The organism is Spirillospora sp. NPDC052269 (assembly GCF_040679435.1).
In the GTDB taxonomy this organism is placed as follows: Bacteria; Actinomycetota; Actinomycetes; order Streptosporangiales; family Streptosporangiaceae; genus Spirillospora.
The window spans coordinates 106,156-125,516 of record NZ_JBFAUU010000002.1; the positions used below are offsets into that span (position 1 = coordinate 106,156).

Here is a 19,361-nt window from a genome sequence, read left to right on the forward strand (position 1 = left end):
AGACAATCTTCCCGTCCCCGGAGGTATACGCACGTGCCGCCCCTCGAACCGGCCGTCGCGCGGCCGGTCGGCGCCGTGCTGTTCGTGCTGCTCGGCTCCATCCAGTTCCTGCTGGTGCCCGTTGGTTTCGAGCATGCGTCATATGTCGGTGTTTGCCTGATCCTTGCCATGCTGATGTCCCTCGGCGGGTCCGCCGGATTCCTTGCGGATACCCGAAGTCGGATGTGGTGGTACGCCCTTACCGAAGGGGTGGCGAATGTGCTCGGAGTCACCTATGCCATGACCTGGGGCATGCCATTGGCGGAAGGCGACATCGGCGAATGGGGACGCTGGGCGCGTCTGCTCCCGGTTCTGAGCGCACTCCTGGCACTTCTGTCCGTATGGGCGCTCTGGTCGGAACGCCATCGCCGCCTCGACGTCCCGCCCGTCACCTCTGCTCTCGAACGCCACCGTCGGCCACGACCGCGACACCGGTCCCGGCGACGCTGACCGTTCGATCGTCCGTGCGCTTTCCGGACGTGAGCAGGAGTTCGGCCGGGCCGAGGACGAGGGTGTCCTCGCCCAGGTTCGCGGCGACGCGGAAGCGGCCCCGGCGCATGATCAGCCAGGTGTCGCCCGTCTCGACGTGGACGCGGGTCAGGTCGGGGTCGGTGAACTCGGGATGCGCGCGGCGGAGGGCGATCAGCGCGCGGTACCAGTCCAGCAGGTCGCGATGGCGCCCCTTGTCCGGTTCCGTCCAGTCGAGGACGGAGCGCAGGAAAGTATCCACAGCCTGTGGATCGGGAACCTCGCCGTCCCAGCCGTGGTCCGCGAACTCACGGCGGCGGCCCTCGCTGACGGCCCGGGCGAGGTCCGGTTCGCGGTGGTCGGTGAAGTAGCACCAGGGTGTGGACGCGCCCCACTCCTCGCCCATGAACAGCATCGGCGTGAACGGTCCGAGCAGGAGCAGCGCCGCGCCGATCTTGAGCCGTTCGAGTGGGAGTCCTCGACCGCAGGGGGACGAGAGGCGGTCGCCGGTGGCGCGGTTGCCGATCTGGTCGTGGTTCTGGAGGGAGACGACGAAGCGGTGGGCCGGGGTGCGGACGCGGTCGACCGGGCGGCCGTGGCTGCGGCCGCGGTGGGTCGAATAGCTCCCGTCATGGACGAATGCGCTGGTCAGAGCCTTGGCGAGGGTCCGGGTGGAGCCGAAGTCGACGTAGTACGCCTGGCGTTCGCCGGTGAGGAGGGCGTGCAGCGCGTGGTGCACGTCGTCGTCCCACTGGGCGGTGAGCCCATGGCCGCCCGCCTCGCGCGGGGTGATCGATCGCGGGTCGTTCAGGTCGGACTCGGCGACCAGGAACGGCCCGCGACCGAGGCGGGCGGCCAGGGCGTCCACGGCGGCCGACAGCTCCTCCAGAATGTGGACGGCCCGCTGGTCGCGGATGGCGTGGACGGCGTCCAGGCGCAGGCCGTCCAGGTGGAAGTCGCGCAGCCACATGAGGGCGTTCTCGACCATGAACGCTCGAACACCGTCTGAGCCGGCGCGGTCGAAATTGACCGCGTCGCCCCAGGGGGTGCCGTAGGCGTCGGTGAAGTACGGGCCGAAGTCCTTGAGGTGGTTTCCGGACGGTCCGAGGTGGTTGTAGACGACGTCCAGGACGACGGCGAGTCCTCGTGCGTGCGCGGTGTCGACGAAGCGTTTCAGGGCGTCCGGGCCTCCGTAGGACTCGTGGACGGCCCACAGGCACACGCCGTCGTAGCCCCAGCCGCGGTCGCCGGAGAACGCGGCGACCGGCATCAGCTCCACGACGTCCACGCCCAGGTCGACGAGGTGGTCGAGGCGCGCGGTGGCGGCGTCCAGCGTGCCCTCTGGGGTGAACGTGCCGATGTGGAGTTCGTACAGAACGGATCCGGGGAGTGGACGGCCTCGCCATGCGGCGTCCGACCAGCGGAAACGCGAGTGGTCGTAGACGCGGCTGGGGGCGTGGACGCCGCGCGGCTGCCAGCTGGAGCGGGGGTCGGGGAGCACGTCGTCGCGATCGTCCAGGAGGAAGCCGTAGTCGGTGCCATGGGCGGCGTGGGGGATGTCGGCCGTCCACCAGCCGTCCGGGGTGGGGGTCAGCGGCTCGACGCGGGGCAGGTCGGGCGTCAGGACGGCGACGGAGACCTTCCGGGCGGACGGGGACCAGACGGAGAAACGGGTCATGCCTGCCCCTCGGGGACGAGGAGGGCGACGGGCAGGCGGTCCAGGATGGCGGCCAGGTCGAGCAGCGGGCCCTGGTGAACATAGCCGGTGAGGACGTCGCGCCAGAGGCCGTCGTTGCCGTCGTCGCCGTCGTCGCCCGCGTCCAGCAGCGTGGACGCCCAGCCGCCGCGGCGTTCCAGGGTGGCGGGCAGGCGGGTGGCGACGGTCAGGGCGCGTCCGCGGCGGAAGGCGACGACGTGATCGGCGGCGGGTCCGACGGCGGTGAGCGGCTTGTGCGGGCTGGGTGGGGCGAACCAGTCCGGATGGTCGCGGCGGAGGCGCAGCGACCGTGCTGTGACCAGCAGTTTCTCGTCGTCGAGGCCGCCGGGGGCGCCGTTGCCGTCGAGGCGGGCGAGGCGGGCACGGCGACGTCCGTAGTCGACCGGACGGCGGTTGTCGGGGTCTACCAGGGCACGTCCGACCAGCTCACAGCCCTGGTAGACATCGGGGACGCCGGGCATGGTCAGCTGGACGATCTTCTGGCCCAGCACGTTCACGCGGGTCCGGGGCTCCAGGCGGGCGACGAATCGGGGGATCTCGTCCGCGATACCGGAGTTCAGGACGGCGTGGAGGTGGTCGAGAACCTGTTGTTCGTACGCCTCGTCCGGATCCGTCCAGTTGGTGGCGGTCTTGGCCTCACGCATGGCCTTGATCAGGAAGCCGCGCATCCGCTCCTCGGTGATCGGCCAGGCGCCGACGAGCGTCTGCCACATCAGGTACTCGAGGTCCGGCTCCAGCGGGGAGGGCGCCGTCGCGTGCCAGGCCCTGACGGTGGCCTCCCAGGCGTCCGGGATCTCGGCGAGGACGGCCAGCCGCGCCCGGACGTCCTCCTGGCGCTTGGTGTCGTGCGTCGACAGGGTCGTCATGGTCAGCGGCCAGTCGGCGGCGACGCGCCCGCAGAACGCATGGAACTCGGCGGGCGGGACGGCGAAGCGGGCGGGGTCGCCGCCGACCTCGTTCAGCGCGGACAGGCGCGACCAGCGGTAGAACGCGGTGTCCTCGCCGCCCTTCGCCGCCAGCGGCGCGCTGACCTGCTGGAACCGGACGACGAACTCCTGGTCGCCGTAGAGGGCCTCGCGGACGACGACCGGGACGAGCGGCGCGCCGCAGCGCCTCGACGCCTCGTCCAGCACGCGAAGCGCCTGGTCGGACGGCCCGGCGCCGGGCACGACGTACGCGCGGTAGACCTTGATCTCCACGAGCAGTTCGAGGAGCGCCTCGCGCAGGGCGTCCGGGTCGTCGGCCGGACGCTTCCTGACGAGGACGCGGTGCAGCCGGTCGATCTCCGGGCGCAGGGTGTTCTCGGCCACGTACCGGCGGGACTCGCGCTCGATCCGGGGGAAGGCGGACGGCCGTCCGGTGAAGCGGGCGTGGATTTCGGTCAGGGGCTTTTCCCCGGCCGGGTCCAGAAACAGGCCGCCGACCATGCCGAGCGCGTCGTAGCCGGTGGTGCCCGCGCAGACCCATCCGGCGGGCAGTTCCTCACCGGGCGCGGTGATCTTCTCGACCAGAGTCCAGCGGCGGCCGTGCCCGTCCGAGCCGATGCGGCCTGAGCCGATGCGGCCCGAGCCGATGCGGTCCGAACCGATGCGGTCGGAGCCGATGCGGTCGGAGAGGCGGCGGAGGTAGGCGCGGGGGTCGGTGAGGCCGTCGGGGTGGTCGACGCGGAGGCCGTCCACCAGGCCGTCCCGGACGAGCCGGACGACCAGCGCGTGCGTGGCGTCGAACACGTCCGGATCCTCCTGGCGGAGGGCGATCAGGCCGGAGATGTCGAAGAAGCGGCGGTAGTTGGGTTCGCCCTCGCCGGGCGGGACGAGCCGTCCGCCGCCCGCGTCCCAGTCCACGTCGAACCAGTGCGCGTACGGGGATTTCGGGCCGTCCGCAAGGACGGACTCGACGGCCGGTCCGTGGAACGCCATGTGGTTCGGGACGATGTCCAGCAGCACCCGCAGCCCCCGGGAGCGGAAACGGCCGACCATCGCGGCGAACGCGTCCTCGCCGCCGAGTTCGGCGGAGATCCGGCCATGATCGGCGACGTCGTAGCCGTGCGTGGAGCCGGGCGCGGCCTGGAGCACCGGCGACAGGTAGACGTGGGAGACGCCGAGGTCCTTGAGGTAGGGCGCGAGGGCCGCCGCCTCGGCGAAGCCGAAGTGGGGCGGGCGGAGCTGGAGGCGGTACGTCCCGGACGGCGCGTCCGGACGCCCGCTCTGGAGCCTGACCTCACCGGACCGTCCGTGCGCCACCGGCCATCCCTCCCGTCGCTGGGAGGGAGCCTTTCCCGCTGAGGGTTAGATCACACCGATCCGGACGGGACTGGCCATACCGGACATCCGTCGCCTACATTAGGCTTGCCTTACCTAATTGAGGCTGCCCTTACCTGACCACCGAGAGGTTCCCGCCCGCATGTACGTCTGCGTCTGCAACGCCGTCACCGAGGATGACGTGCGCGGCTGCATGCTCGACGGCGGCTGCGGCGGGGTCCGCGAGGTCAAGGACGCCTGCGGCTGGAAGCCCGGCTGCGGGTCCTGCACCCGCCGACTGTACTCGCTGGTCAGCGAGGTGAAGACGGCCGTGGACCTGGTCGACGCCATCACCGGCGGGCCGCTTCCGCCCGTCCTCCCGGCCGACGCCCCGGTCCCGCCGCTCGGCGTCCCCGCCACGTCCGCACCTGCCTCCATGGCCACCTCCGCCGCGTCAGACGGCGCCGCCGCGTCGGACAGCACAACCGTGTCGGGCGTCACCGCCACGCCGAACAGCACCGCCACGCCAGGCAGCACCGCCACGTCGGGCGTCACCGCCACGCCGGTCAGCACCGCCACGTCGGGCGTCACCGCCACGCCGGTCAGCACCGCCACGTTGGGCAGCACCGCGTTGGGCGACACTGCCACCGCGCCTGCGGATGGCGCCGACCAGCCCGCGTGCATCATGAACGCGCTGGCTACGGCCACGCCCCAGCCACCGTGCGCCACGGACGCGCCCGGCGGCACGCCCGCGTGCGGCGTGACCGGGTCCGTGCCGTCCGAGGTGCTCGTTCCGCCGGAGCGGGTGCTCGCGCCGGTGCGTTCGCGTTGGCTGCGCGACACCGCCGCCTGACACTGTCCGATCACGGAGCGTCATGGAACCATGGCGGCCATGGAAGGCGACAAGGACATCATCGCGCTGCTCAACGAGCAGCTCACCGCGGAGCTGACCGCGATCAACCAGTACTTCCTGCACTCCAAGATGCAGCAGGACTGGGGCTTCGACCGGATGGCCGAGAAGAGCCGGGACGAGTCGTTCGACGAGATGCGGCACGCGGAGCGGCTGACCGAACGGATCCTGTTCCTGGAGGGCCTGCCGAACTACCAGAAGATAGGCACTCTCCGTATCGGGCAGACGATCGTCGAGCAGCTCCGGGCCGACCTGCAGATCGAACTGGAGGCCGTCGCACGGCTGCGTCCGGGCGCCGAGCTGATGCGCTCGCGCGGGGACATCACGTCCGCGCGCCTCTTCGAGGACATCCTCGATGACGAGGAAGACCACATCGACTACCTGGAGACCGAGCTCGGGCTGGTCGAGATGCTCGGCGAGCAGAACTACCTCCAGCGCCTCACCAAGGGCCCCGAGGAGACCGGCTCCGACTGAGCCTTCCCGCCGCCGCAACGCGTCCCGGCACGTCAGAGCCCTGATCACCCCACGTGCCGGGCCCGCTCGCAGAACCCGGAAGCCCGCGCGACGCGTCGGCCACCAAGCCAGACGCACAAACCACCAGGCGGCCCGAGCGCGGGCCCTGCCAAAACGATCCGGGCGCGGATCCCGCCAAACGAGCCAGGAACAGATACCGCCGAGCGGGCGGGCACATGTGATCCACCGGCTCCGGCCCACGACCGTCGTCGGCCCTGCCGACACCGCCCCGTCCGCGCCGGGCCTGGTCCTGCACACCTTCGACGGCCTACGGAACCTGCCGGACAGGCTCAGGCACGGAGCCCACCGGAAGGTCCAGCACGAACCCGCCTGACGGGCCGGGCACAGGTCCCACCGGACGGCCCGCACGGGTCACGCCAGACAATTCGGGCACGAGACCTGCCTGACGGGCCGGGTATGGGGCACGCCAGACGGGCCGGCCACGGATCCCGCCGGATGATCCACCACGCGGTCCGCTTGACAGGGCGGCGCGGAGCCTGGCGGACGGAGCGGGCACGGGCCTTGGCGGACGGAGCGGGCACGGGGCCTGGCGGCCGCGGGCCGAGCACGGAGCCTGACGGGCGAGGGGTGTGGGGTCTGACGGGTGGGGCGGGTGTGGGGGTTGTTAGACGGTCAGGGTGGTGAGGCGTTCGCAGAGGGTCCATACCGCGTCTTGGGCTCGCGGGTCGAGGGCGCCGTCGGGCCAGGTGGCGCGGCGTGCCTTGGCGTCGACGTAGACGCCGGTGAGTCCTTCGACCTCGGGGCTCGAGGCCAGGTGGACGCTGGAACGCGCCGACTTCGCGAGGTCCGACAGCAGGAGCGGGCCGGCGAGCCTGATCAGCGGCGCGACCGGCCGGAACAGGTACGGGAACGCGCGCACCGGGGTGGCCCGGTTCCCGGGCGTGTAGGCGTGGCCGGGAAAGGCGACGTTGACGGTGATCCTCTCGTCCGCGAGGCGCGTGGCGAAGCGGTGGCTCATCGCCATGAGCGCCGTCTTGGCCTGGTTGTAGTGCGAGAACGTCCAGCCCAGGAACCGCTTCTCGGCCTGGAGGTTGGCGGGGTCGATCGTCCCGTCCGGTTGGCCACCGGTCAGGTTGACCACGCGCGCCGCGTCCGCCACTCGGAGTTGCGGGAGCAGCAGGCAGGTGAGCGCGTAGGGCGCGAGGACGTTGACGGCGAAGGTGAGCTCGACGCCGTCCTCGGTGAGCCGCCGTTCGGGGCTCATGCCTCCGGCGTTGTTGACCAGGACGTCCAGCGTGTCGTGGTCGTCGGCGAAGCGGGCGGCGAGGCCGCGCAGGCCGTCCAGCCGGGCGAGGTCGGCGATCAGGGGCGTGACCTCGGCGCCCGTCGCGGCGGCGAGGTCGGCGGCCGCGGCCTTCGCGCGGTCCGGGTTCCGCCCGACGATGATCACCCGTGCGCCGAGGAGGGCCAGGCCGCGCGCGGTCTCCCGGCCGATCCCCGCCGTTCCGCCGGTCACCATGACCGTTTTCCCGTGCATGTCGTCCTCCTCGCGTCGGCGTTGTCGGCATGTGACGCCGACAGTGTCACCGAGTGCCATGTTAGGCACATGGTTGCATAAAGTACCCTTCGTGCATGAGCGGTGCGGAGACGATGGGGCTGCGGGAGCGGACGCGGCGCGCGGTACGGCGGGAGCTCGCCGAGCTCGCCCTCCGGATGTTCGTGGAACGCGGCTACGAGGCGACGACGGTTGAGGACATCGCCGCCTCGGCGGGGCTGTCCAAGCGCAGCTTCTTCCGGTACTTCCCGGCTAAGGAGGACGTCCTGTTCGGGGACGTCGAGGACATCGCCGAACAGATCGCCGACGAGGTTCGGGCGCGTCCGGGCGACGAGGGCGCCTGGGCCTGCCTGCACGCCGTCCTGCGTGAGTGGGAGCCGCGCATCCACACCGCCCAGCGCGATCTGGACGCCCTGCGCCTGATCGAGACGACCCCGCCGCTACGCGCCCGCCTCCACCAGAAGCGCGATGAGCTGCGGTCGCTGGTCGCCGCCGCGCTTCGCGAACGTCCGGGCACTGACCTCGACGCCTTCACCGCCGACCTGCTCACGGCGGCCGCGGGCGCCGCCCTGGACGCCGCGACCCGCGAATGGCTCCGGACGGACGGCACCGCCGACCGCGCCGCCCTCATCGACCGCGCCTTCGCCACCTTGTCCCCCGCCACGACCACGAACATGGGCATGGGCACCACCGCAGGCACGAACACCGACGCGGGCACAGACACGGACGCAGGCGCGGGCACGGTGGAGGAGGCGGGCATGGACGTGGGCGCAGGCGCGGGCACGGTGGAGGAGGCGGGCATGGTGAAGGAGGCGGGCATGGTGAAGGAGGCGGGCATGGACGTGGGCGCGGGCGCGGATGCAGGCACGGGCGTGGACGCGGGTGTAGTGGAGGAGGTGGGGCCTCGGCGGTTTCGGCTTGATGCGCTGCTTGACGTTCTGCCTGCGCCGGAGGAGCACGGGTTCCGGAACCCCGTGCCGTCGGACGTCCCCGCGCTCGGCGACCTGATGTGGCACGCCTACCGGGGGACGCCCGACCAGGCCGACGCGGGCGCCGACGTCACCGCCGCGACCCAAGAGATCGGGCTGGTGTTCGAGGGCGAGCACGGCCGGTTCGTGCCGACCGCGTCCTTCGTCGCCGAGGACGACGCGGGACGTCCGGCCGCCGCATCCCTGGTCACGCTGTGGAAGGGCGTCCCGCTGCTGGCCTACCTGTTCACCGCGCCGGGCCACCTCGGACGCGGGCTCGGGCGCCGCCTGGTGGCGGCGTCCATGCACGCCCTCGCCGACCAGGGCCACGAGGTGCTGTCCCTCGCCGTCACCGAGGACAACGTGCGGGCCCGCCGCCTCTACGAGTCGATCGGCTTCACCCGGCACGTCCCGGCCGGCTGACCGCTCGAACGCGCACCCGCGGGTCAGCGGAACGCGGGGGCGTTGTCCCGGGCCCAGTCGGCGTAGCTGCGCGCGGCGCGGCCGAGGACGCGCTCGACGTCCGGGCTGATGCGCAGTTCGGCCTCGTTCGGCTCGCCCAGGATCGACAGCGTCGTCTCGATGACGGGCTCGGGCATGAACTGCGCCATGTGGGCGCGGGCCTGGTCGGCCGTCAGCTCGACGAACTGGATCGGCTCCCCGAGCGCTTCACCGATGGCCTCGGCCTGCTGCTTCGGCGTGACGATGGCGGGCCCGGTGAGCACGTAGACCTGCCCGGCGTGACCGTCCTCGCGAAGCGCGGACGCGCCGACCGCCGCGATGTCGGACGGATCGATCGTCGGCAGCCCGACGTCACCGAAGGGTGAGGCGACGGTCCGCGACGCGCGCACGGACTCGATCCAAGCGTAGGTGTTGGAGTTGAAGCCGCCGGGCCGCAGGATCGTCCAGTCGAGGCCCGAGGCCATCACGGCGTCCTCGATGGCCTTGGTCACCACGCCGTGCGAGGCCGAGTCCGGACGGGTCGCCACGCCCTGCGAGGACAGCAGCACCACGCGCCGGACGCCGCCCGCCTTGGCCGCGTCGAGAACGGCGTGCGTGTCGATCAGGTGCGCGCTCCCCCCGCCGTTCTGGAAGAACAGCGCGTCCGCGCCGTCGAGGACGGGCCGGAGGCCGTCCGCGTCGGTCAGGTCGGCTCGCACGTGTCGGACACCGTCCGGAACGTCCGCCGCCGAGATGTTCCGGGACGTCGCCGTCACCTGCTCGCCGTCCGCCGCGAGCATCCGCACCAGCGCGCCACCGACGTTGCCCGTAGCCCCGGTCACCACGATCTCCATATCCCGCTCCGAAAGTTAGTTAGTTGACTGACTGACTTGCTGGGCTAGACGTTAGCACGACCGGACGGGGGTTTGTCTATAGTGAGTCAGGTGACCAACTCACCAACGAGAACGCGAGGAGCCGACAAGCGGCGGCGCCTCACCGCGGCGGCCGCCGACGTCGTCCACCGCCAGGGCGCGGAGCGCACGACGATCGCCGACATCGCCAAGGCCGCCGACGTGCCGGTCGGGAACGTCTACTACTACTTCAAGACCAAGGACGACCTGGTCGAGGCCGCGCTGTCCGAGCACGCCGGGCACCTGGCCGCCATCACCGCCGAACTCGACGCGCTGCCGGACCCGCTCGACCGGCTGAAGGCCCTGGTCGACGGGTGGGTCGGGCAGCGTGACATCGCCGCCCGCTACGGCTGCCCGACCGGAACCCTGGCCACCGAGCTGGGCAAACGCGAGGACGGCGGGCTCGGCGAGGAGGCCGGGCGCGTCATCCGGCTGCTGCTGACCTGGGTCGAACGCCAGTTCCGCGAACTCGGCCTGGACGACCCGGACGACCTGGCCCTCACGCTCGTCGGCGCCTACCAGGGCATGTCGCTGCTGAGCAACGCCCTCCACGACCCGGACATCATGACCCGGCAGGGAGCCCGCCTCACCCGCTGGCTCGACGACCTCACCACCGCGGGACCCGCCGGTTCGACGGTCTGACCCGTCGGCTCGACAGCCAGGCCACCGGCTCGACAACCTGCCCCGTCGAACCGACGACCTGGCCCGTCGACTCAACGGCCTGCCCGTTGACTCGACGGCCAGCCCTGTCGGCTCAGCGGCCGGACCTGTCGGCTCAGCGGCCGGACCTGTCGGCTCAGCGGCCGGACCTGTCGGCTCGGCGGCCTGGCCTGCTGGTTCGTCGGGCTGGCCTGCTGGTTTCGTTGGTCGACGGCCCGACCGGTTCGGCCCGTTGATCTCAATGCGGGCCGAACCGGAGAGTGGTCAGGCCTGGGCGAGCAGGGAGTCGTAGCCTGCGGAGTCGTCGTGGCGGCCGGCCATGAAGTCCAGGAACTCGCGGATGAACTCGCTGCGCGAGTAGCGGGCGTCCTGGCCGGTGGTCCGCACGTCGCGGGAGAACGCGGTGCGGAACAGGGCGCGGTGCTCGACGGCGCTGATGGTCTGGTCGCCGTCGGCGTCGGTCGCGTCGAAGAGGACCTCGGCGACCCTGACCAGGGCGGGGCTCGCCTGGGAGGACGCCGCGGCGGCGTACTCGGCGCGGCTGACGCGGCCGTCGCCGTCGGTGTCCAGGGCGGACGAGAGTTCGCGCCACCAGCCGGCGAACGCGTCGAACAGGCGCTCCTCGCCGTCCGCCTCGAGGTCCAGGCGGGACGCGACCTCGCGGGCCATCGCGGCGATGTCGGGCCAGGACACGTAGCCGTCGCCGGTCTGGTCGAGCACCTCGGCGAAGAACCGGTCGGCCGACCGCGCCGCGCTTCCGGCCGAGGACGAGTCGTCGCCCGAGATCGGGGAGAGCAGGCGGATCAGGGCGGCGGCGCGGGTCTGCTGGCGGCGCAGCGCCGACAGCAGGTGGGATCCGGAGCCGCCGTTCGCCAGGCTGGGGTCGAGGAGGCCGACGACGGTGTCGGTCCGCGTCCAGGACTCCGGCAGGACGCGGGCGGCGACGCCGGTCCCCATGTAGACGCCGCGGGCCAGCATGTGCGAGCCGGGCAGGTCGGCGAGGCCCGCACGCTGCCGGACGCTCTCGGGCAGCGTCCCCTTCAGGAACTCGCCGATCACCGGCCCGGCCATGGCGCGTCCAACGGCCCAGAGCGCGGGGTGGGTGCGGAGCAGGGGCGGCGCGGGCATCCGTCCGAAGAGTTCGAACAGGATGATGCGCATGGCCTCGGTGTTCTCCAGGCCGCGCTCGATGGTCTCGTCGAAATAGGGCCAGAAGTCGTCGACCGTCGGGGGCAGATGGTCGGCGGTCCCTTCCAGGAGCACCAGAAAGGCCTTGAATTCCTCGTAGAGGCGCTCCATGTCGCCCGCGCTCATGGTGACGCCGCTCATCCGGCTCAGGTTCACGGTCGATTCGAAAAGCGAGCCGACCACCCAGGCGCGGGCATCCGGGTCCATCGCGTTATAGGGACGGCCTTTCGGGTCGACGCCGGCGATGCGCGCGTGCATCCGGTTGAGGCGGGCGCCCTCCTTGTCCCGGACGCGCGGATCGGCGTCCAGAATGCGCTGGACGCTGAGCAGGGTGTTGAACACCCGCCGCCACGGATGCGTGACGAAGGTGGAGTTCTCGATCAGCGCCGCGCCGATCTGCGGATGCGCCGCCTCCAGCACCGTCGCGCGGACGACGGCAAGCCCCCACCGTGCATCCTGGCAGTAATCGGCCAGCAGCGCGTCGGGGCAGAGAATCGAGATATCGGGCTGTTCGGCGATGGTTTCGGCGCTCATCTGCTCCCTTTCAGGATGGGATTCGGCGACCGGACGTCACCGAACCTTCGTTCGCGATTCCGGTAGGCGCGCAGGCATTCGTGGAAATGCTCGGCCCGGAAGTCCGGCCACAGGACCTCGGGGAAGACCCATTCGGCGTAGGCGACCTGCCAGAGCATGAAGTTGGAGATGCGCTGCTCCCCCGACGTCCGGATGACGAGGTCGACGTCCGGGGTGTCGGGATGCGGCAGGTGCTCGGCGAAGCTCTCCTCGGTGACCAGGTCGGCGGGCACCCCGTCGCGGATCAGCGCCCGCGCGGCCTCGACGATGTCGCGGCGTCCGCCGTGGTCGAACGCCACGGTCAGCGTCATGCCGCGGTTGTCGCGGGTCAGTTCCACCAGGTCGGAGATGTCCTGCGCCAGCCCGGACGGGATCCGGGGGTCCGAGACGCCGAGGAAGCGGCAGCGGATGTTGCGGGCGCACATGGAGAGCGCGTGCTTGCGCAGCGTCCGCCGGATCAGGCCCATCAGGAAATCGATCTCGTCGCTCGGCCGCCGCCAGTTCTCGGTGGAGAACGCGTACAGGCTGAGCCAGCCCACGCCCGCCGACCGCGCCGCCTCGATGACGTCGATGACCGCCGCCTCCGCCGCCCGGTGCCCGGCCGTCCGCGGGAGATACCTCTGCCTGGCCCAGCGGCCATTCCCGTCCATCACGCAGGCGACATGACGGGGCGCGCTCACCACGACCCCAACCCCTCTGTTTTCACCCCCTAAGGATCAGCTTTCCGCGCCGTCGAGTGCTTCGCTTCGCGACGGTTTGCATCCGTACAGTGACGGATCTGTGGCCGAAGCGTGCGCAGGGCCCGCGCGGCCGGCGTCAGTCGCCGGCGGGCGCGGCAGCCTGGGCGAGCAGGCCGTCCACGAAGGTGCGGAGCGCGGCGGGGTAGGTGTCGCGGCCGGCGACGGTCCCCCAGCGGTCGCCGACGGCGGCCAGGTGCGGGGTGCGGGACGCGTCGAAGCGCCGGACGAAGGTGCGGCGTTCCTCCTCGGTCACCACGCGGGCGGAGCGGGAGCGGACGAGGATCTCGCCGACCGTGTAGTACCAGAGGTCGCGGAAGAGCTCGATGCCCTGGTCAGGGGTGCATCCGCGCTCGGACGCCCCGGACAGGATCGCCTCGACCATCCACAGCGCCGACTCGTCCAGGCGCGCGATGAAGCCGTCCACGGCGAGGACCTCGGCGGCCCAGGGCCAGTCCGCCAGGACGTCGTGCATCGCGGTCGCGGCGGCGACGATGCGGTCCCTCGGGTCGGCAGGGAGGGCGGGCCGTTCGAGGCGGTCGAGGTGGTCGTTCAGGAGGAGGACGAGCAGGTCCTCCTTGTCCTTGATGTGGCGGTACAGGGTGGTCGGGCCGATGCCGAGTTCGGCGGCCAGCCGCCGGATCGTCAGGGTCTCCCAGCCGTCGCGGCCGATGAGCCGGCGGGCCGCCTCCAGGATCTCCGCACGGGAGGTCAGGGGCGGGCGGCCGGTGCGGCCAGACGAGGCGGCGGGACGGGACATGGGTCCCATCATGCCAGGGGCCGGTGGACGCCGGAGGATCTCGATGCTACTTTGCGAACGCGTTCGGAACATGTTCGCAAAGTCGATGCGCGGAGGTCGGGCATGCGGGACGGAAGACCGGGACTCACGCTCGCGGCGGTGGCCGTGGTGCAGTTCATGGTGTCGCTGGACCTGTCGGTGGTGAACGTCGGACTGCCCCGGATCGCCGCCGGGCTGGGGTTCGGCGCGTCCGGGGCGACCTGGGTGATCCACGCGTACGCGCTCGCCTTCGGCGGGCTGCTCCTGCTCGGCGGCAAGGCGGCCGACCGGTACGGGCGCAAGCGGGTCCTGGTGTTCGGGCTCGGGCTCTTCGGGGTCGCGTCGCTGCTCGGCGGCCTCGCGCAGAGCCCCGGGCAGCTCGTCGCCGCCCGCGCCGCACAGGGGGTCGGGGCCGCGGCCCTGGCTCCGTCCGCGCTGGCACTGCTGGCCGCGACGTTCCCCTCGGGGCGGGAACGCGTCCGGGCCTTCGGGATCTGGAGCGCGATGAACGCGTCCGGCGGCGCGCTCGGCGCGGTGGTCGGCGGCCTGCTCGCCGAGTACGCCAGCTGGCGCTGGGTGATGTTCGTGAACGTCCCGATCGTCGCCGTCGCGGCGGCGCTGGCCTGGCGGGGCGTCGCGTCCCACCCGGCGGTGTCGCGCGCGGTACGTCCGGACGCGCTCGGGGCCGTCCTCGCGACGGCGGGCATGACGCTGCTGGTGTTCGGGATCGTCCGGACCGACCGGAACGCGTGGACGTCGTCCGCCACGCTCGTCACGCTCGCGGCGGCCGTCGTGCTGCTCGCCGCGTTCGTCCTGGTCGAGCGGACGACCCGGCGCGAGCCGCTGGTCCGGCTCGGCCTGTTCGCCAACCGGTCGGTGGCCGGGGCCAACGCCTACAACCTGCTGGTCGGCGCGGCCATGACCTCGGCGTTCTACTTCATGTCGCTCTACATGCAGCGCGTCCTGGGCCACGGGGCGGCGTCGACGGGGATCATGTTCCTGCCGCTGTCCCTCGCGGTCGTCGCCGGGTCGGTGGTCGCGGTCAAGCTCGGCTACCGGCTGGCCCCGCGCGCCCTGCTGGTGATCGGCGGGCTCGTGACGGCGGCCGGGCTGGGCTGGTTCGGCCTGATCAGCCCGGACGTCTCGTTCGCGGTGGACGTTCTCGGGCCCTCGATCGTCCTCGGGGTCGGGTTCGGGATCTGCCTCGGCCCGATCGTCTCCATCGCCACCGCGGGGGTCGCCGCGGACGAGGCGGGGACGGCGTCCGGCCTGCTCAACAGCTCACGTCAGATCGGCGGATCCCTCGGCCTCGCCGCCCTCGGCACCGTCGCCCAGCACCGGACGGGCCACGCCGTTTCGCCGTCCTCGCTGAGCAACGGCTACGCCCTCGCGCTGACGATCGGCGGTGGACTGGTGCTCGCCGCCGTCTTGCTCGCCCTCGCCGTCCTCAGGACCGACGGTGGACGAGCTCAGGCGCCGGAGGACGCCGTCCTCGCCGAGCCTCTGAATGCCTAGTTCGCCCTGGTCAGGGCAGTAGGGCGTTCAGCGCGAGGTCTGCGACCTGGCGTAGTTCGTCCCGGGTGCGACCGCTCGCCGCCTGGACCGCGATGCCGTCCGTGATGGTGTGGACGAGCCGGGCGAGGGTGCCGGGTTCATAGCCTTCGGGCAGGTCGGACGCCTGCTCGAACCGTCGGCGCAGGGCCGCCTCGCCCGCTTTGCGGTAAGCGAGGGCCGCGTCGCGGGCGGACGCCGAGTTCGGACCGCAGGCGTGGACGCTGTTCACGGTCAGGCATCCCGACGGCGTGTCCGTCCCGGCGGTCAGCTCGATGGCGCAGTCGACCATGCGCTCGACGACCTCACGCGTGGTGGGGGCCTCCAGAGCCACGGAGGCACAGGCCCCCGGACCGGAGATGTACCTGTTCAGCGCCTTGGCGAACAGCTCGTCCTTGTTGCCGAAGGCCGCGTACAGGCTGGGGCGGTTGATGCCCAGCGCGGTCGTCAGGTCGGACAGCGACGTGCCTTCGTAGCCCTGCCGCCAGAACACCTCGAGCGCGCGGTCGAGCGCGGCGTCGGCGTCGAAGGCGCGCGGACGTCCACCTGCCATGCCGGGGTCACCTCCAAGTTTTTTACCGATCGGTACGTTACCCCTTGATCTTTCGGTTCGTCACGCTCTAGTTTCATACCGATCGGTACACAACTGGACGGAGTGCGCTCATGATCAAGGTCGGAGTCGTCGGGGCGAGCGGCTGGGCAGGGGCGTCACACCTCCCCGCCCTGGAGGGACTGGCGGAGTTCGAGGTGACTGCAGTGGCGACGACCAGGCAGGAGAGCGCCGACAAGGAGGCCGCCGCCCACGGCGTCCCGCTCGCGTTCGCCGACGCCGGGACGCTCGTCGCGCACCCTGACGTGGACCTGGTCGTGGTGTCGGTGAAGGCGCCCGAACACGCGAAGGTGATCCGGGCGGCACTGGAGGCGGGCAAGCATGTGCTCTCCGAGTGGCCACTGACCGTCGATCCGGACGAGGCGGACGAACTCGCCGCACTCGCCGTCTCCGCCGGAGTCGTCCACGCGGTGTCCCTTCAGGGGTACCAGTCCCCCGACTCCCGTTTCGTCGCGGATCTCGTCGCGGAGGGCCGGATCGGGCGGCTGGAGTCGGCCATCATGGTCGCCTCGGGCGCTCCCCTGGGCGGCAGCACCATTCCAGCCGGGATGGAGTGGAGCACCGAACCCGCAGGTGGGACGACGGTCCTGACCATCATGGCCGGCCACTTCCTCGCGACGCTGGACCATGTAGCCGGGCCGTTCGCGGAGGTCGCCGCACGCCTGCCCCGGCTCCACGACCGCGTCACCGTCGCGGGGACGGACCGGACGGTCGACAACCGCGTGCCCAGCCATGTGCTGCTCCACGGCGTCCTGCAGAACGGGGCCACGGCGTCGGTCACCGTCCACGGCGGCAACGGAAGCGCCGACGATTTTCTCATCAAGCTGGTCGGCTCCGGGGGCACGCTGGCCATCTCCCCTGCGCCCGAGGCGAACGCGTACATGCACTGGTCCGCTTGGGACATCCGCGTCGACGGCGAACCGGTGAAGGTGCCAGACGAGTACCGGACGGTTCCATTCCACCCGTCCGAGGGCCCGGCCGCCAACGTCGCCGCCGTCTACAAGGAGGTCGCCCACGCGATCGCGGAGGGACGCCAACCGACCCCGAGCTTCCAAACCGCCACCCGCCTCCACCGGCTTCTCGCGACCATCGAACGCTCGGCTGAAACCGGAGCCTCGCACGAGATCGCTCAGTAGAACGTCTGTGGCATTGACGGCGGACGCGATCGGGTCCCGGACGGGAGGAGGAGTCAGCGGACGGGAGGTCCCCCATGGCGAGCACGCGTGAGTGAGCCGAGCCGGTGCCGCCTCGGGCGACGTTCGCCCTGCTGGCGCGGCGGATCTCCTTGGCTGGTGGGCGGTATCTTCGCGGCGTGGATTTCCTGAATGAGCTTCGGCGTGAACTGGATGCGTTCGGCGCCGCACTGGACGGTGACTTGTCGACCCCGGTCGAAACCTGCGGCAGTTGGAGGCTGGTGGACCTGGCCGTGCACATGGGAGCGGGGAACCTGTGGGTCGCCACGGCGGTGCGAGAGGGACACGGCGACAGTTATGACGAGGATGCCGCGCCCCGTGAGCCGGCCGCCCTCAGGGCCTGGTACGCCACGACGGCGGACACGCTCGTGGAGGCTTTGTCGGTCGATCCCTCGACCCCCGCGTGGACGATCGCTCCACCGCACACGGTCGGGTTCTGGCGTCGGCGCCGCTGCCAGGAGACGCTGATGCACCGGTGGGACGCCGAGCACGCCCTCGGCTCGACGACGCCGCTGAACGTGGCGCTCGCCGCCGACGGTGTCGCCGAGGTCTTCGACACCATGGCGCCGAGCATGATCTCCAGGGGCGCCGCCGTCAATCCCGAGCAGGCCGTGCGGATCACCGCCACCGACTCCGGCCACTCCTGGACCTTCGGGGCCGGTGAGCCGGTCGCGGAGCTCTCGGGCATCGCGGAGGACCTGCTGCTGATGCTGTGGGGGCGCAAGCCTCGGGACACCGCGTCGGTGACCTGGGCCGGGGACCGTGAGGCGGGACTGGGAGTGCTGGCCGGGCCGCTGGTCCCCTGATGCGACGCTAGAAGTTGATCGCGGCCAGGGCCCATTTTCGGTCGGCGGCTTCGCCGACGACTTGGGCCCACTGAAGGGTGAGGGCTTCGAACTCCTCGAACGTTCCGATCCAGCGTCCGGGCTGGGCAGCGTGGACGTCGAAGGGTTCTCGGAGTTCGTGCAGGTGGGGGGCCAGGCGCGTCCAGACGTCCGCGAGGGCTTGGACGGTTTCGGGCGCGCAGGCGACCAGCATCGCAACGTGGCGGACGTCCTGATCCGGGAAGACACCGGGTTCGAGGTGGTCGCCAGTGTCTCCGGCCAGGAGGCGGCCGAAGAAGGCGTCGCCGTCGGCGCGCAGGGACGGGTCGACGGCGTCGCGCATGTAGTCCCAGCAGCGTCCCGCCCAGAAGTGCGGTTTGTACGAACCAGCGGCGTTCCGGAACTCGTAGAGGGCGTACCAGCCCACTTCGGGACGTTCAGGCCAGACGAGGCCGGGCGGTGGGTCGTACGAGGCGTCCTCGGGGATGAGGGCGCAGACGGCGTTCTCCAGGAATTCGTAGCGGGACTCCGGCACGACGTTCAGGACGCGCGCCCAGTCCACGATGACGGCGGTGAGGTCCAGGCCCATGAGGGTTCCCCTCTCTGAAGTGAGCGGACGCGCCGACCGACGTTCGCCACCGGCGTGGGAGGTTGCCGGGCGGTCGGCGCGTCCGCGGTCCTAGCGGTTGACGGACGCCCAGGAGAGGTGTTGCCCGTCGGGGAGGTGGCGGTGGCCGTGGTCGTCGGAGCAGGCGGCGACGAGCAGGAGGCCGCGGCCGTGCTCGTCGGCGTCGTCGGGGGCGACGGTATCGGTGGGGCCGTCGTCGTAGACGGTGACGCGGAGGACGGCGGCCGTCAGGAGGAGTTCGACGCGGACGCGCCCACCCGCGAGGCCGCTCGCCGAGTGCCAGATCGCGTTCGTGACGTACTCGCTGACGATGAGCTCCGCGTCGCCCGCGAGGTTCTGCGTGTGGGGGTCGGCGAGGAGGTTCCGCGCCCAGCGGCGGACGCACGGTACGCCCGATTCCTGGCCGGGGATCTCAACGCATGAGAAGAGGAGTTCGTCCGGGAGGACGGACGGGACTCCGGCGTCGTCGCCGAGGAGCTCGGCCAGCGCGTCGCCGGTGTCCGCGACGAGGGTCGCGGCGCGTCCGCGGTGGAGTTCGCGATCCGACAGGCGGCGATGGCGGGTCGCGTACCAGGCGGCGGACGAGCCGTCCGGGCCCTGTGAGCGGAACACCGACCAGCCAGGGAAGGCGGCGGCAAGCTGCGCTGGCGTCATCACTCGATCACTCCCTGTCGCGACGTACATCCATGGCGAACCCCTGCCTGCGAACCCCACGGCCCACACGGCTCCGGACTGCACAGGGCCGCGAGGATCGAAGTCAAGGAATCCCCGCCTGCTCTGACATTCCGAAGTATCTGAATGTCCAGGGCACCCCGCAAGCGATTCGTGACGATCAGTGATGAGTTGATCACTGGAGAACGCGAAGCGGGCCGCGACGCTGAACGTCGCGACCCGCT

The 19,361-nt window shown here is 71.5% G+C and carries 18 protein-coding genes; 8 read left to right on the top strand and 10 right to left on the bottom strand.

The window, feature by feature from the left end:
• Window positions 1–33: 33 nt before the first annotated feature.
• A complete protein-coding gene (locus AB0L06_RS03880) occupies window positions 34–489 on the top strand; it encodes a hypothetical protein (protein ID WP_500229398.1) in 456 nt (151 codons plus the stop codon).
• Here AB0L06_RS03880 and treZ read toward each other — a convergent pair.
• A complete protein-coding gene (gene treZ, locus AB0L06_RS03885) occupies window positions 428–2,185 on the bottom strand; it encodes a malto-oligosyltrehalose trehalohydrolase (protein WP_500229399.1) in 1,758 nt (585 codons plus the stop codon). The genes AB0L06_RS03880 and treZ overlap by 62 nt on opposite strands.
• The gene (gene treY, locus AB0L06_RS03890; protein WP_500229400.1) at window positions 2,182–4,467 is read right to left on the bottom strand and encodes a malto-oligosyltrehalose synthase; all 2,286 of its coding nucleotides are present in this window, start codon (window positions 4,465–4,467) and stop codon (window positions 2,182–2,184) included. The genes treZ and treY overlap by 4 nt, the downstream gene beginning before the upstream one ends.
• Before the next feature lie 160 nt (window positions 4,468–4,627).
• On the opposite strand from treY, the gene AB0L06_RS03895 reads away from it, so the two are divergent.
• Together AB0L06_RS03895 and bfr are read left to right on the top strand one after the other, a co-directional pair.
• Window positions 4,628–5,317: a (2Fe-2S)-binding protein gene (locus tag AB0L06_RS03895; protein ID WP_500229401.1), complete on the top strand. Its 690-nt coding sequence runs from the start codon at window positions 4,628–4,630 to the stop codon at window positions 5,315–5,317.
• Window positions 5,318–5,356: 39 nt separating this feature from the next.
• Window positions 5,357–5,848, top strand: coding sequence for a bacterioferritin (gene bfr / locus AB0L06_RS03900; RefSeq protein ID WP_500229402.1), 492 nt, complete (start codon window positions 5,357–5,359; stop codon window positions 5,846–5,848).
• Window positions 5,849–6,512: 664 nt separating this feature from the next.
• Here the strand turns inward: bfr and AB0L06_RS03905 are convergent.
• Window positions 6,513–7,385, bottom strand: a complete 873-nt coding sequence (locus tag AB0L06_RS03905; protein ID WP_500229403.1) for an SDR family NAD(P)-dependent oxidoreductase — start codon at window positions 7,383–7,385, stop codon at window positions 6,513–6,515.
• A 95-nt stretch (window positions 7,386–7,480) separates the two neighbouring features.
• Between AB0L06_RS03905 and AB0L06_RS03910 the strand changes: the two genes are divergently transcribed.
• A complete protein-coding gene (locus AB0L06_RS03910; protein ID WP_500229404.1) occupies window positions 7,481–8,794 on the top strand; it encodes a GNAT family N-acetyltransferase in 1,314 nt (437 codons plus the stop codon).
• Window positions 8,795–8,817: 23 nt separating this feature from the next.
• Here AB0L06_RS03910 and AB0L06_RS03915 read toward each other — a convergent pair whose 3' ends face one another.
• Window positions 8,818–9,654 carry an NAD(P)H-binding protein gene (locus AB0L06_RS03915; RefSeq protein WP_500229405.1) on the bottom strand — a complete coding sequence of 279 codons (837 nt, stop codon included), beginning with the start codon at window positions 9,652–9,654 and terminating at the stop codon, window positions 8,818–8,820.
• Between the two features lie 102 nt (window positions 9,655–9,756).
• On the opposite strand from AB0L06_RS03915, the gene AB0L06_RS03920 reads away from it, so the two are divergent.
• Entirely contained in the window at window positions 9,757–10,365 is a 609-nt protein-coding gene (locus tag AB0L06_RS03920; protein WP_500229406.1) for a TetR/AcrR family transcriptional regulator, read from the top strand.
• A gap of 282 nt (window positions 10,366–10,647) precedes the next feature.
• Here AB0L06_RS03920 and AB0L06_RS03925 read toward each other — a convergent pair whose 3' ends face one another.
• The 3 genes from AB0L06_RS03925 to AB0L06_RS03935 all read right to left on the bottom strand — a co-directional run bounded on the left by AB0L06_RS03925 (window position 10,648) and on the right by AB0L06_RS03935 (window position 13,641).
• A complete protein-coding gene (locus AB0L06_RS03925) occupies window positions 10,648–12,105 on the bottom strand; it encodes an oxygenase MpaB family protein (protein ID WP_500229407.1) in 1,458 nt (485 codons plus the stop codon).
• Window positions 12,102–12,827: a polyprenyl diphosphate synthase gene (gene uppS, locus AB0L06_RS03930; RefSeq protein WP_500229408.1), complete on the bottom strand. Its 726-nt coding sequence runs from the start codon at window positions 12,825–12,827 to the stop codon at window positions 12,102–12,104. The genes AB0L06_RS03925 and uppS overlap by 4 nt, the downstream gene beginning before the upstream one ends.
• A gap of 133 nt (window positions 12,828–12,960) precedes the next feature.
• Entirely contained in the window at window positions 12,961–13,641 is a 681-nt protein-coding gene (locus tag AB0L06_RS03935) for a TetR/AcrR family transcriptional regulator (RefSeq protein ID WP_500229409.1), read from the bottom strand.
• A gap of 102 nt (window positions 13,642–13,743) precedes the next feature.
• Here AB0L06_RS03935 and AB0L06_RS03940 point away from each other — a divergent pair, with 102 nt between their 5' ends.
• The gene (locus AB0L06_RS03940; RefSeq protein ID WP_500229410.1) at window positions 13,744–15,174 is read left to right on the top strand and encodes a DHA2 family efflux MFS transporter permease subunit; all 1,431 of its coding nucleotides are present in this window, start codon (window positions 13,744–13,746) and stop codon (window positions 15,172–15,174) included.
• A 10-nt stretch (window positions 15,175–15,184) separates the two neighbouring features.
• Here AB0L06_RS03940 and AB0L06_RS03945 read toward each other — a convergent pair whose 3' ends face one another.
• Window positions 15,185–15,763: a TetR/AcrR family transcriptional regulator gene (locus AB0L06_RS03945; protein ID WP_500229411.1), complete on the bottom strand. Its 579-nt coding sequence runs from the start codon at window positions 15,761–15,763 to the stop codon at window positions 15,185–15,187.
• Window positions 15,764–15,873: 110 nt separating this feature from the next.
• Here AB0L06_RS03945 and AB0L06_RS03950 point away from each other — a divergent pair, with 110 nt between their 5' ends.
• Both AB0L06_RS03950 and AB0L06_RS03955 read left to right on the top strand, forming a co-directional pair.
• Window positions 15,874–16,956 (top strand): Gfo/Idh/MocA family protein, encoded by a 1,083-nt coding sequence (locus tag AB0L06_RS03950; protein WP_500229412.1) that lies wholly within the window; start codon window positions 15,874–15,876, stop codon window positions 16,954–16,956.
• Between the two features lie 176 nt (window positions 16,957–17,132).
• On the top strand, window positions 17,133–17,819 hold the full coding sequence (locus AB0L06_RS03955) for a maleylpyruvate isomerase family mycothiol-dependent enzyme (RefSeq protein WP_500229413.1): 687 nt from the start codon (window positions 17,133–17,135) through the stop codon (window positions 17,817–17,819).
• Window positions 17,820–17,826: 7 nt separating this feature from the next.
• Here AB0L06_RS03955 and AB0L06_RS03960 read toward each other — a convergent pair whose 3' ends face one another.
• Both AB0L06_RS03960 and AB0L06_RS03965 read right to left on the bottom strand, forming a co-directional pair.
• Window positions 17,827–18,426 (bottom strand): hypothetical protein, encoded by a 600-nt coding sequence (locus AB0L06_RS03960; protein ID WP_500229414.1) that lies wholly within the window; start codon window positions 18,424–18,426, stop codon window positions 17,827–17,829.
• Window positions 18,427–18,516: 90 nt separating this feature from the next.
• On the bottom strand, window positions 18,517–19,119 hold the full coding sequence (locus AB0L06_RS03965) for an ATP-binding protein (protein WP_500229415.1): 603 nt from the start codon (window positions 19,117–19,119) through the stop codon (window positions 18,517–18,519).
• Window positions 19,120–19,361 lie beyond the last annotated feature (242 nt).

Coding starts and splice junctions, on each gene's coding strand:
- AB0L06_RS03905 (WP_500229403.1), bottom strand. CDS start 7,385: ATGCACGGGAAAACGGTCATGGTGACCGGCGGAACGGCGGGGATCGGC.
- AB0L06_RS03940 (WP_500229410.1), top strand. CDS start 13,744: ATGCGGGACGGAAGACCGGGACTCACGCTCGCGGCGGTGGCCGTGGTG.
- AB0L06_RS03965 (WP_500229415.1), bottom strand. CDS start 19,119: ATGACGCCAGCGCAGCTTGCCGCCGCCTTCCCTGGCTGGTCGGTGTTC.
- AB0L06_RS03950 (WP_500229412.1), top strand. CDS start 15,874: ATGATCAAGGTCGGAGTCGTCGGGGCGAGCGGCTGGGCAGGGGCGTCA.
- AB0L06_RS03935 (WP_500229409.1), bottom strand. CDS start 13,641: ATGTCCCGTCCCGCCGCCTCGTCTGGCCGCACCGGCCGCCCGCCCCTG.
- AB0L06_RS03910 (WP_500229404.1), top strand. CDS start 7,481: ATGAGCGGTGCGGAGACGATGGGGCTGCGGGAGCGGACGCGGCGCGCG.
- treZ (WP_500229399.1), bottom strand. CDS start 2,185: ATGACCCGTTTCTCCGTCTGGTCCCCGTCCGCCCGGAAGGTCTCCGTC.
- AB0L06_RS03945 (WP_500229411.1), bottom strand. CDS start 15,763: ATGGCAGGTGGACGTCCGCGCGCCTTCGACGCCGACGCCGCGCTCGAC.
- AB0L06_RS03960 (WP_500229414.1), bottom strand. CDS start 18,426: ATGGGCCTGGACCTCACCGCCGTCATCGTGGACTGGGCGCGCGTCCTG.
- AB0L06_RS03925 (WP_500229407.1), bottom strand. CDS start 12,105: ATGAGCGCCGAAACCATCGCCGAACAGCCCGATATCTCGATTCTCTGC.
- bfr (WP_500229402.1), top strand. CDS start 5,357: ATGGAAGGCGACAAGGACATCATCGCGCTGCTCAACGAGCAGCTCACC.
- AB0L06_RS03895 (WP_500229401.1), top strand. CDS start 4,628: ATGTACGTCTGCGTCTGCAACGCCGTCACCGAGGATGACGTGCGCGGC.